Consider the following 12,866-nt stretch of genomic DNA (forward strand, 5'->3'; position numbering starts at 1 on the left):
CATGTATAACAAATACATGAGACTTTTTTTTGCTGGATACCCAAACCACAAACTACAAATTCTTTTATACTATACAAATACCAGCTGATCCCATATAAGTAATATGTCTAAATCAAAATGACTGTAAGCCGCATTTATAATACTTAGTGCTATTTATTATTTAATAATTAACGGTATCACATCATTGGTATTAATTTATTGTAAATCTTATTCAAATACCGGGGATTTTTTGTTTTTTTATTTTATTTTTTGTGTAACTTAGTGATATCGAAATATTCACGAATCTAAAATCTACATATTATGAAAAAACATTTATTCCCTCTATTTTTATTATTACTGGGTGCTAATACATATGCACAGCAGGATCTATTTGCGATTACAGGAAAAGATACTCAGAGTATTACTTTTAATGATTTCCGTGTAATTGATGCTACAAATGGTACTTCAGGAGAGAAAATTTTTACTGCCGGTTCTTCTGCAAAGGTATATTCCCAGGGAAAAAGGGCTGTTGTAGCTGAAGACAGAAATTCTTACCATAATTCTCAGGCAGCGACAATGGCTGCATTGGCATATGATTCATCAAATAATAATTTGGTATATATGCCTATGTTCTCCTCTAATATTTATGTGATGAATCCTCAGACTAAGGAAATTAAACTGGTAGAGAATACTGTAGCAAGAATATCTTCCTGTGATATTAATTCTCATATCACAAGAATGGCAACCGGCTATAATGGCAATATTTATGCTGTGAATAATGCCGGAACTCAATTCCTTGAAATAAGTAATAAAGGCGGGCAATATGTAGTGAATGATCTGGGGATCATTAAAGATGATGCATCTAATGGAAAGAATTCGTTTACTGCTATGGCAACCGGTTTTGGAGGGGATATGATCGCCGATGCTGATAATAATTTTTATGTTTTTTCCGCTTCAGGAAATGTTTTCAAAGTATCAACTAAAGAATTAAAGGCTAAGTTTATAGGGAAAATAGCAGGTATTCCGGATAATTATTCTGTAAACGGTTCCGCAGTGAACGCTCAGGGAAAGGTAGTTATTGCAAGTGCAAAAGGAGCTCCTATGTATGAGGTAGATCTGGAAACTTTACAGGCGAAGCAGCTTCCGGGTGAGAAAGACCTGCATATTTATGATCTGGCAAGTAAGTATTTTGTAAATGATAAAGCTTCTGCTGTGAATACATTGGCCAATCTTGATATTTATCCTACCAGAGTTGATGAGCATTATATCAATGTTCATGTCAATAATAAGAATGTGAAAGGAAATATTAAACTGAATGTGTTTGATATGTCCGGTAAAAATGTGATGAATCAGAACTTATCCGTAAAAGATGGCTCTCTGGATCAAAAAGTTTATCTTAAAGGACTTGTAAGCGGAGCTTATATTGTGAGTGTTACCGATGAATCAGGAAAAGTAATATTGAATAAAAAAGTTCTTATTACCCAATAATTATTTCATAAGATACAACAAATATTAAATGTCAAAAAATTTGACTTATTTTAAAACCTTTCCAGGGCATTGGGAAGGTTTTTTAATGATTATTTGATATTTAATAAGTTTTATTTTTCGATATTAAAATGTACTTTTATAAAAAAATATAGATGAAACTATACTTTAACGTAGGATATATTGTAAAAGCCGGAGAAAGCCTTGAGCTGGTAATTGGCGGGGAAGGTACTGCGGAACATATCCATACTATGTTTTATGCAGAGAATGGTTTATGGAAATGTGAAGTAGATTATTTTTCAAAAACAGTTTCTTATCAATACCGTGTTGTAGATGAAAAAGGAAATGTTGTAAGGGAAGAATTCGTTCCGCATCATCTTAATTTTCCCCATAATTATAAGGAGTTTGTAATCTTTGATGAATGGAATAATAAGAATTTTCCTGAAAATTACCTGAACAACAAGATTCTTTATAATAAACTGCATGGTTTTGTTCCGGAGAAAGCGGCTGTTTTAAAAAAGCATACTCATTTATTCAAAATAGAGGCGCCCATTTATAATCCTGACTGGAGAATTGTATTGTTTGGTAATACAGCGTCTTTGGGGAATTGGAGCTATGATAAGGCTATTCCTTTATCTCAGACCAATTTTGGAATATGGGAAGCTTCCGTTGAAATCCCTGAAAATGAATTTATCCAGTTTAAATATTGCCTTTATGATACAAAAGAGGAAAGAGTAATTGATGTTGAAAGTGGGGAGAATCGATTTACCATAGCCAATCCATTACCGGATGTTCTGCAGATCGTTTCCAATCATTATTTCAGATTCAAAGGATACCAGATGTATCATGATGCAGGTGTAGCAGTTCCTGTATTTTCTTTAAGAAGTGAAGATGGATTTGGAGTGGGGGAGTTTGCAGATATTAAAAAACTGGCAGATTGGACAAAAGATACAAATCTCGGGATTATCCAGATTCTTCCGATCAATGATACTACAGCGAATTATTCATGGACAGATTCTTATCCGTATGCTGCGGTATCAGTATATGCTCTACACCCTCAGTATATTTCATTGGAAAAACTTGATTATTCTTTACCGAAAGAATTAGTTGATGAATATCTGGCTGAAAAAGAAGCTCTGAATGCCCTTGACCTGATCGATTATGAAAAAATGATCGCTGGTAAATGGAAATATGTAAAGGCTGTATTCACTGCTGAAAAGGAAAAGATCTATAAAGACAGGAACTTTAAAAAGTTTATTAAGGATAATGAAAGCTGGCTGATTCCCTATGCAGCCTTCTGTGTATTAAGGGATAAATACAAAACTCCCAATTTCAACGACTGGAAAACTCATAAAAAATATATTGCAGGAAAGGTTTCACAATTCTTTACAGCAAAAAGCAAAGATTATGATCTTTCAATGCTTCATGCCTGGGTACAGTATCAGCTTCATATACAGCTGAAAGATGCAGTAGATTATACCCATAATCTGGGGATTTCTTTAAAAGGAGACCTGCCGATCGGTATTTACAGACATTCTGTAGAGGCATGGACTGAGCCGGAGCTGTTCGGAATGGATTTTCAGGCCGGAGCGCCACCGGATCAATTTACGGAGCTTGGTCAAAACTGGGAATTCCCAACCTACAATTGGGAAGCCATGAAGGAGGATGACTACAGATGGTGGAAAAACAGATTCAAGGCATTGGAACAATATTTTGATGCCATGAGAATCGATCATATTTTAGGTTTCTTCAGAATCTGGAGAATGCCTGTTTCTGCCGTGCAGGGGATTTTAGGATACTTTTATCCTGCAGTTCCTATCGTTGAGGATGAATTTAAAGCCTGGCATATTCCATTTAGTTTTGACAGGTATTGTAAGCCGTTTATCAATAATCAGATATTATGGGACTATTTTGGGGAAGAGAATGGGAAAGCTCTTGAATTTATGGATCATAATCAGGACGGAACCTATTCATTTAAAGAAGAATTTAATACCCAAAGAAAGCTGGTGGATTTCTTTAAGAAAAATCCAATAGGTCCGCTTGAGGAGAAACTTATCTCGCTTTGTGCAAACGTTCTGTTTTTAACAGAAAAGAGAAACGGAGAAACAGTGTATCATCCGAGGTTTAATGTTTATAATACGGAATCATACAAGTATCTTCAGGAATGGGAACAGAAACGTATTTATGATCTGTATCATGATTATTTCTTCAGAAGACAGGATCATTTATGGTATGAAAAAGCTATGGAAAAACTTCCTGTCATTCTTAATGCTACCAAAATGCTGATCTGTGGAGAAGATTTAGGGATGGTTCCGGCCTGTGTCCCGGTGGTAATGGACGAGTTGGCTATCATTGCTCTTAAAGTGCAGCGTATGCCTGCTGAAAATATTCCGTTCTATGATCCGAGAAATGCGAGCTATATGAATGTGGTCACAGCGTCTTCACATGACAGCTCAACATTGAGACAGTGGTGGAAAGAAGATCCTGCTTTGACGCAAAGATATTTTAACCAGCAGCTGATCCAATATGGAAAAGCCCCTGAAGAATTAAATCCTCATCTGGCAGAGATCATTATGAAACAGCATTTATACAATGATGCCATGCTGGCTATTTTTCCAATTCAGGAGTTCCTGGCAACAGATGCAGAGCTTTCGAATGAGAAGATCGATAATGAAAGGATCAATAATCCGGCGGTATTCCCTCACTACTGGCGCTATAGAATGCATATAAAACTGGAAGATCTGAAAGAAAAAGAATCTTTCAATAAAAAAATTGCACATTGGATAAAAGATAGCCGAAGATTGTAAATTTAACAATTGATTATCAGTGAGTTAATAATATTTTAAAAGAAGTTTGATCTACGGATTTAACTTCTTTTTTTTATTTGTATCAAAAAGATAGAATTAAGATATTCTGCTATATATTAACCAATTAACGACTATAGAAATGAAAAAAATATTTTTGGGATTAGCTTTGGGAGTAGGCGTTTTGACGTCAGCTCAGGGGTATCCGAATAATGGTTGGGATGATGATGGTTATTATCAGAATGGAGGAGGGTATTACAGTGATGAAGATGACAGACATTATTTTCCTGATGATTATTATTATAATTATCCTCAGGATTATTATCCAAATGACTATTATCAAAGCTATTATAACGATTACAGAAACAGTATTGTCAATATCGACTGGAACGGGTTCTTTGTACAGAACAGATTAAGCCGCTGGCAGGTCGACCAGATTATGAGATTGAATAATCTGTATGGAAGTTTTACGGTATGGAATAATTTCTACAGATATAATCCGGACAGATGGTATTATGACAGGTTTTATGCATTGGAAAGAATCTTAGGGCCAAGGGTATTTGTAGTTTTTCAGAATAATTACTACAGAGGGGCCAGTCCGATCGTATATTTCCAGAATTACAGAAGAACATACTATGTACCGAGATATACAGTAATGCCGAGATACAGAAATGTAAATATCAATATTTACAGAGTAGACCGGTCAAAATTCCGCAGAGCTGATAATCCTACTTTTGATGTCATCAGAAGAGACAGCAGACCCAATAGCGGATTTAGAAATTCAGGAAGAAATGATAACTCAGGTTTCAGGAAAGAAAATAGTACAGGAGGCTTCAGAGGAAACTCAGATAACGGTGGTTTCAGAGGAAACACCAATAGTAATAACGGTTTCAGAAATAATGGCGGTGGTTTCAGGGAGAAGAGTGAAGTAAGAAGAGAAAGTGCTCCGTCAAGAGATAATGGAGGATTCAGAGGAAACAGCGGAGGGTTCAGACAAAAATCTGAAAGTTCTGCTCCGGCTCAGCAAAATCGTAGTAATAATGGCTTTAGAGGCAGTTTGGTAAAAAATTAATTTTCATATATTATATTTAAGTGGTGTGAAGGACAGGTTTTTATAATCTGTCCTTTTTTTTGTGTTATTTTTGATTTGTTTGTGTTAAAATTTAACATTATTTATGAATGTGTTAATTTAACTTATGATTTAATTGCTAATCAAAAAGATGTATAACAATTAATTAAAATTTAAAAAAGATGAAAAAATTAGTTTTAGCAATAGCATTGATCGGAATGGGAAGTTTTGCAATGGCACAACAGACAACTCCACAGGACAGACAGGCAAAAACAGTAGAAATGAAGCAGAAGATGCAGCAGAAACAACAAGAACGTTTGGCACAGATGCAGAAAGATCTTAATCTGAACGAATCTCAGGTTGCCCAGATAAAAGATCTTCATGAAAAAAGAAAAGCCGAAATGAAGACACAGTTTGAAAAAAATAAAGTGGACAGACAGGCTAAAATGGAGGAAATGAAAGCAAAAAGAGCACAAACGGATGCTGATATGAAGAAAATCCTTACTCCTGAACAATATGATAAATGGCAGGCTGACAGAAAAGCTAAAATGGAACAGAAAAGAACGGCAATGAAAGACAGAAAAATGATGAACAAGTCGATGAAGACTGCTGCTCCTGAAGTAAAATAACAGTTCGTAATTTTGATTTTTTAATGCGTAAAGGATGGATATTTTTCCATCCTTTTTGTATTAATTTTCCGTAAAACTTTTGATTTCGGGCTTTTATTCCCTATTTTTGACTATAAATTTAATACTTATGGTTAGCGAAAAAATTGCAAAATTAATTAACGAACAGATTGCTCACGAACAATACGCCGCTCAATATTATCTTTCAATGTCTGCATGGTTTTCCGGAAAGGATCTTGATGGAATTGCCAACTACTTCAGAGTACAAAGCAAAGAAGAACTGATGCACGCGGACAAAATGTTTGATTATTTAAATGATGTAGGAGGGGAGATCATTATCGGAGAAATTGCAAAACCTCCTCATGAGTTCGAGAATGCAACGGATATTTTCGAGAAAGCATTGGCACATGAGAAAATAGTAACTAAAAGTATTTTCAATATTGTAAAGAATGCTAACGAGGAAGGGGATTTTGCAACAACATCATTCTTACAGTGGTTTATCAATGAGCAGGTAGAAGAAGAAGCAAGTGCTTCCCAATATGTGACCAAAATTAAAATGGTATGTGATAACCCATCAGCACTATATCTTTTTGACCAGGAATTATCACAGAGAGTGTTCACTCCTGATACGACTGCTTAAAACTAAAAATTTTAAACAATATAAAACCGCTGTTCGAAGAATGGCGGTTTTTTTCTTTTTGAAAACTGAAAATTCATCTCATTAATGATACTATTCAATAAGAATAAAATATTATACAGTAAAAAACAGGAAAGATCCTGATAACTTTTGTTTTTATTCACCGATATCTTTAGTTTTATTTTATCCTTGTTGCTAAAGCTCAGATGATGAGAAATTTATATAATTTATGGAATGGAAATTTGTTTGAGATTATTTATTCAGCCTTTGCCTTTGTATTCTAAGGATTGATATGAAAGCTACAGCTCCTATAATCGCACTGAGAAACAAAGATTTTGCTAAGCTTTCTGCAGGCATATATCTATGACCTTCTTCTGTGACAGACGGATCCAGGTAATCAATAATATTGAAGATGATAACTCCGGAAAATATCATCAACAGGATGCTTATCAGAATGGAAATTAAATATATTTTCATGGTTGGTTTTTTTATATTTTGGAACAACAATTATATGGATTCTAAAGGTAAATGATCTGGGTTTTAAGGACTTTTTTGCCTAGCTTTTCGAGAATGTTTTTATACCCTTCCACCTGGGCTTCATCTTTGCTTTTCTGCTCTCCGGTCTTGAAATCAACAATGATATAGCCTTCATCACTCTTTAAAATACGGTCAGGTCGTGAGATATGGCTTTCTCCGTTTTCAGAGATCATAATGTCTTTTTCATTGATTACTTCCCATTTTTCATCAAAGAACTCCGCATAGGTTCTGACAATTTCCTGTAAGGTATCCTCTATCTCACTTTTCTCTTCCAGAGTGATCTGGCCTTCCAGCGCATAGCCTTCCAGTACTTTGGGAATATCCTTTTCAGTATTGATCTTTGATAAAAGTTCATGCACAAAAAGGCCGATCCTTACTTTCTCATTCCGTACCTGGTAATTTTTGGATGGAGTGGCGATTTTTATGGAAGTACTTTTTTCATTAATGTTTTTCAGATTCTGAATATTCTGTGTTTTAAAAGACGAGCTTTTGGTCTTCGAATGTTTTTTCAGCATTTCAGGGTCTACCTCATACAGATCAAACTCATCAGCATTCTCTGTATTTTTAGTTTGAAGAAACTCCAGCAGTTCAAGGTTATTGGATGTTTTGTTAGCTTTCTGAAGATAGAAGAACAGCTGCTCTACAGGCCTTGTCGTAGCAACATACTGAAGGCACAATCTATCGATCAGGTTTTTGTAAGAGTTTTTTTTATTAAATGCCTGAATTTCCTCATCATACACTTCCAGGTTTTTACTGAACTGGTTGATGTTGACTGATTTTAATGCATCGCTTTCATTGGTTTCAAACCAGTTGGTAAACTCGTTATCCCTGTTTTTGTTGATCATAGGAATGAAAACAATGGGAAACTCAAGGCCTTTAGACTTATGAATGGTCATGATCTGGATGGCATCAATATTTTCCGAAGCCTGAATGGTGTAGGAAGAAGCTTCTTCATCCCAGTATTTCAGAAATTCTTTTGTACTTGCACCTGCATTTTGTGTGAAGTTGAAAAGCATTTCCAAAAAGTTCAGCAGGAAGTCCGTTTCTTTGTTTTCCACAGAAAATTCATTGATATAATATTCAATAAAGTTGTATAGGTTAAACCTCGGGAAATTATCCTGCTTAAGCTGTAGCGAATATTTTTGCTGAAGAAACTCAAGGATCTCTTCATGATTTTCAATATCCAGAATTTCTTTCATTTCAAGAGTGAAATCAGCCATATGAATTTTTCCCAGCGTATTCAGATGATACATCATCATGATCAGGCAAGGTTTGTTCTTAGGATTGATTTCCCATCTCAGGAATTCGATGACCGCTTTTAAGGTATTGGAAAGTTCAAGGGTAAGCCCTTTATCCGAAATTGTTTTGATATTGGTTTCCTCTCCGAGATAATTTACTTTTAAATTTCCCAGTTTTTGGGAATAACTGAAAATATCAAAATTTCCACGACACAGAATCGTAATATCCGAAAACTTAAAACCGTTATTCAGACATTCCTGGATATCCTTCCGCATCCTTTCCGAAGTATCATCATAGAACTCTTCATTGGTGAGATTTTCAATCAGATTGACCTTTACCCTTCCGTCAATTTTTGATTTAGGAGCCTGCTCTGCGTCTGTTCCGAAGATATTCCGGTGTTCCTCTTCAAGCCCTTCAGAATGGTACCGGTAGAGTTCGTTGTTGAATTGTACAATATTCCGGGCACTTCTCCAGTTATCTTTTAAAACAAGCAGGTCAGCTTCCTTGGGAGAAAATTCTTTTTTGTTGATAATATCCAGCATCAGTTTGCTTTCTCCTCCCCGGAATCTGTAAATACTCTGCTTAGGGTCTCCAACCAAAGTAAATGAAGTGTATTCTGTAGAAACACTGTGATCTCTCAATGGTACAAAATTCTGCCATTGAAGCTCTGAAGTATCCTGAAACTCATCGAAAAAATAATGCTGAAACTGGGAACCTACTTTTTCATAAATAAAAGCAGAAGGTTCATTCCTGAGATTTTCATTGATAAGGATATTAAACTTGGAAAGCAGAACAAGATCATTTTCTTCCTCAATCTTTTTGAGCTCATCCTGGATATCTTTATTTACCTTTAAAGGAAGAAGAGCAGATAAAACCTTCTCTTTTTTCTGGGTTTCAATATACAAAAGGATAAGCTGCATCCTGTTTTCGATCAGCTGATCAAGGATTTCCAGAATGTCGGTTTCCTTATGCTTTGACTTTGAAGAGGCTCCTTTTCTGTAATTGTTGATAACAGATTCTTCCTGGGTAGTAGGAAAAGGAAATCCGGCTCTTTTCTGTTGATAAAAGTCTATGACCTTGGTAAAGAAACCACCGATCCCGTTCTTTCCCTGAGCAAAATCTTCGATCTCAATATCTCTGGATCTAAACATCTCAACAGACTGCGCTGCAAGCTCTGCAGATTTCTTTTTGTTGAGAACGATCTCTTTACGCAGTGTATTTTTTATATTTTCATAGTTGGCATCATCAAAACTTTTATTGCTTTTCAGATGTTCGTAATGAATATCCTTTACAAATTCTTTTGCTGAATCATAAAGACTTTTGTTGAGATTGATCCTTTCATTGTTTTCAAGACTGTAATCTACATAATCCATGAAAGAATGGGAAATCGTTTCATTTTCCCCTATCTGATCCAGCATTTTATCAACAGCTTCGATCAAGAAAGGCTCAGCTTCAATTTCAAGATTAAAATTCTTGGCAAGCCCTAGTTCATAAGAAAAACTTCTTACCAATCTCGAGTTAAAACGGTCGATGGTCCCGATATTCAGGGTGGAATAGTTGTGAAGAATATAATCCAGCAGCTTTTTCGAGCGATGATGAAGCTCATCAATGGTAATTTTCAGTCCCTGCTCTTCAAATGCTTTCTGGATATTTTTAAGATCCATATTCTCTGCATAGTCCCCGGCAGAAAAATCTCCCAGCCAGGACAGAATTCTTTCTTTCATCTCATTGGCTGCCTTATTCGTAAAAGTCAGAGCGAGAATATTCCTGATCGACTGTTGCTGATTAGGATAGCGGAGACAGATCATCAGAAGCCTCTGAACCAGGGCATATGTTTTCCCGGATCCGGCAGAAGCATTGATGACTGTGTAAGAATTTTGCATTGTTAAAAGAGAATTGAGACTGCAATTTAGCTAAAATTTAAAAGAAACTTTAACAATTTGAGACGGCTATTTAACAGTTTTAATTACAAAAATCAAAAAGAAATATTAAAAGGCGTTAACTGTGGTTAAACTTATGGTGAAATTTAAAAATAATTTTAGCTTTGCTTTATAAAAAACAGCCCGTGAAACTTAAACTATTCTTTTTTTTATCACTCTTTTTTTTCATTCACATCCATGCCCAAAGTTATATATTCGGAAAGATAACCTCAGAAGACGGTGCTGAAATGCAGGATGTCAATGTGATCAATATCCGGACCGATGAAATGGTCATTTCAAACAGAGACGGACACTTTATGATTTCAGGAAAATCGGGTGATGAATTACGTTTTGTAAAAGCGGGGTACGAACGTCTGACAAAAAGAGTTTCTCAGGAAAATATACAGGCTCCTATGAATGTGAGCCTTGTGCGGCTGACCATCCAGATTCCTGAAGTAGAAGTAAAGCAGGGACTTACCGGAAACTTAAAAATAGATACAAAAAATTACAACAGGCCTAAAAAGGTTGAAAAGCTTGTAGAGGAAATAGACCGGTATATCGCACAGAAATCAGATCCGAGAATCCTTGCAGCGAGGCCGGGAGAATTTGTACAGCCCAAAGGAGAAGGGTTTAGCATTGGAAAGGTCAAAGACCGATGGGATGATATTGATCTGATGAGTTACATTAAAAAAAGTCTTGGTGAAGAATATTTTACAGACCTCAAAATAGAAAAAGCACAGATCGATCACTTCATTTATTACGTTTTTGCAGGAGGTTTTGAAAGAAAAAAAATTCTGAAATACGGATTTTGCAGTGATGCGGACCTGAACAGATTTCAGCGTTTTGTACTGACAAGAATTTCTTCCTACCGCGCACCACAAACCCAAAGATAAGCAGTGATGGGCAGATATATAAAACAAAGTCTGTGCTTTGTGCTTATTTTTGTGGGAATGTTAATGTTTTCGCAAGAGAAAGTATCAGGCAAGATCACTGGTAATGGTGATGTAAACATCAATCCCGTTCTGATTGTCAATATTTCCAGTAATAAAAGAGTACAGAGTGATGATGCGGGAAAATTTGATATTGATGCGGCAGAACACGATGAGATCAGGTTCGTAAAAGAAGGATATTACCGTGTTGATAAGAAGATTACCAAAGAAGACCTGATCGCTCCCCTCAATATCACCCTTAAAAGAATGGAAATACAGATTCCGGAAGTGAAGATCACCTACAACCCCACAGGAAATCTGGCAAAAGATAATCAGCATCTCAACGAATCCAGAAAGCTGCAGATCCTAAAATCTGAATTGTCTGATTACATGAAAAGCCCTCTCAATGAGCCTTTGCCGGATAATACAATTCCAAAAACCTTTAGTGGACATGACTTCAGGGCAGGACAGGTAAACATGTTAGGTGTTTTCAAAGCTTTCTCAGGTTTAATCAATAAAGCCACCAAGCCTAAGATTACCAAAGCCAATTACTTTGAAACCCAAGACTTCCTGAATAGGGTGAAAGCGGAAATCAACCTGGATTTTCTGAGAAGGTACGGAATGGATGAAGAACAGATTGATAAATTTTTACTTTATGCTGATAAAACCCGTTTGCTTGCCAAAAAATACCGCAAGGATTTTAAAAATGACATGATAGAATACGAGATTAAAGTAGCATTTGGAGAATATCGAAAATTGAATAATTTGGAAGGGAGCAGTAATAAAGACTAATTTTTTATAAAATAAATTGAGCTATACAATCAAATATATGAATGAGGTAAGACTAAGGAAAATCTTTCTTTTTCTTGCCCTTCTGTGCAGTACTTTTTTATTTTCCCAGCAGACCGTAACAGGAAAGATTGTGGATGATAATGGAGAGAGTTTAAGTGCTGTTATTGTTATTAATATGTCTTCTGACAAAAAAGTATATTCCAATGCACAGGGAATGTTTTCTATTGAAGCCAGTCCCAATGATGAATTGAGGTTTGTAAAAGAAGACTTCAGGAGAGCATCCCGTAAAGTTCTTACAGATGGTCTGAATTCTCAGCTGCTGATCACTCTTTTCCAGATCCCAAAGGATGTAGGTGAAGTAAAGATCGTAAAAAAACTTACCGGTGACCTTGAGCAGGACTCCCGGATCGTAGCCAAAGTAGATAAAGGAGAGCAGGTAAGAGATGCCGTGGGACTTCCGCAACCTGTAGGGAAGATGAGAGAAAAACCCGCGGAGGTAAAAAGCGTTCTTTTACCGATACTTTTAGGAAACCTGAATGTACAGGGCGTTTATGATCTGATAAGCGGCAAAGCAAGACGGCAGAAGAGACAGTACAAATATGATGATCTTCAGGAGCATATTGCCTGGATCCGGAACAGGGTAGAAGATGATTACTTTATCAAAGCCGGAATCCCCACCGACAGAATTTCGGAATTTATTGCATTCTCATTTACTGCAAAGCCTCAGGTACGGACTTATGTAAAAGCCAGAAATTTATCAGGCGTAATGCTTAGGCTGGAAGAAACAATGCCTCTTTTTATAGAACGCTTAAAGAGCAATCACCCTTAGGCTTTAATTCTTCTTTGTGAC

At 36.0% G+C, this 12,866-nt stretch carries 10 protein-coding genes; 8 read left to right on the forward strand and 2 right to left on the reverse strand.

Features of this window, described 5'->3' with window-relative positions; all coding sequences use genetic code 11:
* The first annotated feature begins 300 nt into the window (after positions 1-300).
* From AC4IF5_RS14290 to AC4IF5_RS14310, 5 genes are all read left to right on the forward strand, one after another.
* Positions 301-1,467 carry a T9SS type A sorting domain-containing protein gene (locus tag AC4IF5_RS14290; protein WP_490735616.1) on the forward strand — a complete coding sequence of 389 codons (1,167 nt, stop codon included), beginning with the start codon at positions 301-303 and terminating at the stop codon, positions 1,465-1,467.
* Positions 1,468-1,619: 152 nt separating this feature from the next.
* Positions 1,620-4,271, forward strand: coding sequence for a 4-alpha-glucanotransferase (locus AC4IF5_RS14295; protein WP_490735618.1), 2,652 nt, complete (start codon positions 1,620-1,622; stop codon positions 4,269-4,271).
* A 139-nt stretch (positions 4,272-4,410) separates the two neighbouring features.
* Positions 4,411-5,340 carry a hypothetical protein gene (locus AC4IF5_RS14300; protein WP_490735620.1) on the forward strand — a complete coding sequence of 310 codons (930 nt, stop codon included), beginning with the start codon at positions 4,411-4,413 and terminating at the stop codon, positions 5,338-5,340.
* A 179-nt stretch (positions 5,341-5,519) separates the two neighbouring features.
* Entirely contained in the window at positions 5,520-5,966 is a 447-nt protein-coding gene (locus AC4IF5_RS14305) for a DUF4890 domain-containing protein (RefSeq protein ID WP_490735622.1), read from the forward strand.
* 127 nt (positions 5,967-6,093) lie between these two features.
* Positions 6,094-6,603 carry a ferritin gene (locus AC4IF5_RS14310; protein WP_241317872.1) on the forward strand — a complete coding sequence of 170 codons (510 nt, stop codon included), beginning with the start codon at positions 6,094-6,096 and terminating at the stop codon, positions 6,601-6,603.
* 249 nt (positions 6,604-6,852) lie between these two features.
* Here the strand turns inward: AC4IF5_RS14310 and AC4IF5_RS14315 are convergent, their stop codons facing one another.
* Positions 6,853-7,077, reverse strand: a complete 225-nt coding sequence (locus tag AC4IF5_RS14315; RefSeq protein WP_490735624.1) for a hypothetical protein — start codon at positions 7,075-7,077, stop codon at positions 6,853-6,855.
* A gap of 41 nt (positions 7,078-7,118) precedes the next feature.
* Positions 7,119-10,259 (reverse strand): UvrD-helicase domain-containing protein, encoded by a 3,141-nt coding sequence (locus tag AC4IF5_RS14320; RefSeq protein ID WP_490735626.1) that lies wholly within the window; start codon positions 10,257-10,259, stop codon positions 7,119-7,121.
* Positions 10,260-10,441: 182 nt separating this feature from the next.
* Here AC4IF5_RS14320 and AC4IF5_RS14325 point away from each other — a divergent pair, with 182 nt between their 5' ends.
* The 3 genes from AC4IF5_RS14325 to AC4IF5_RS14335 are packed head-to-tail and all read left to right on the forward strand — an operon-like array spanning position 10,442 to position 12,845.
* A complete protein-coding gene (locus tag AC4IF5_RS14325; protein ID WP_490735628.1) occupies positions 10,442-11,188 on the forward strand; it encodes a hypothetical protein in 747 nt (248 codons plus the stop codon).
* Between the two features lie 6 nt (positions 11,189-11,194).
* Positions 11,195-12,016 carry a hypothetical protein gene (locus AC4IF5_RS14330; RefSeq protein ID WP_490735630.1) on the forward strand — a complete coding sequence of 274 codons (822 nt, stop codon included), beginning with the start codon at positions 11,195-11,197 and terminating at the stop codon, positions 12,014-12,016.
* 37 nt (positions 12,017-12,053) lie between these two features.
* Positions 12,054-12,845 carry a carboxypeptidase-like regulatory domain-containing protein gene (locus AC4IF5_RS14335; protein WP_490735632.1) on the forward strand — a complete coding sequence of 264 codons (792 nt, stop codon included), beginning with the start codon at positions 12,054-12,056 and terminating at the stop codon, positions 12,843-12,845.
* Positions 12,846-12,866 lie beyond the last annotated feature (21 nt).

The sequence above is a fragment of the Chryseobacterium sp. UF-290 genome, assembly GCF_058245615.1.

Excerpts from the sequence above, each read along its gene's own strand:
- AC4IF5_RS14290 (WP_490735616.1), top strand. The coding sequence starts at position 301 with ATGAAAAAACATTTATTCCCTCTATTTTTATTATTACTGGGTGCTAAT.
- AC4IF5_RS14295 (WP_490735618.1), top strand. The coding sequence starts at position 1,620 with ATGAAACTATACTTTAACGTAGGATATATTGTAAAAGCCGGAGAAAGC.
- AC4IF5_RS14300 (WP_490735620.1), top strand. The coding sequence starts at position 4,411 with ATGAAAAAAATATTTTTGGGATTAGCTTTGGGAGTAGGCGTTTTGACG.
- AC4IF5_RS14305 (WP_490735622.1), top strand. The coding sequence starts at position 5,520 with ATGAAAAAATTAGTTTTAGCAATAGCATTGATCGGAATGGGAAGTTTT.
- AC4IF5_RS14310 (WP_241317872.1), top strand. The coding sequence starts at position 6,094 with ATGGTTAGCGAAAAAATTGCAAAATTAATTAACGAACAGATTGCTCAC.
- AC4IF5_RS14315 (WP_490735624.1), bottom strand. The coding sequence starts at position 7,077 with ATGAAAATATATTTAATTTCCATTCTGATAAGCATCCTGTTGATGATA.
- AC4IF5_RS14320 (WP_490735626.1), bottom strand. The coding sequence starts at position 10,259 with ATGCAAAATTCTTACACAGTCATCAATGCTTCTGCCGGATCCGGGAAA.
- AC4IF5_RS14330 (WP_490735630.1), top strand. The coding sequence starts at position 11,195 with ATGGGCAGATATATAAAACAAAGTCTGTGCTTTGTGCTTATTTTTGTG.
- AC4IF5_RS14335 (WP_490735632.1), top strand. The coding sequence starts at position 12,054 with ATGAATGAGGTAAGACTAAGGAAAATCTTTCTTTTTCTTGCCCTTCTG.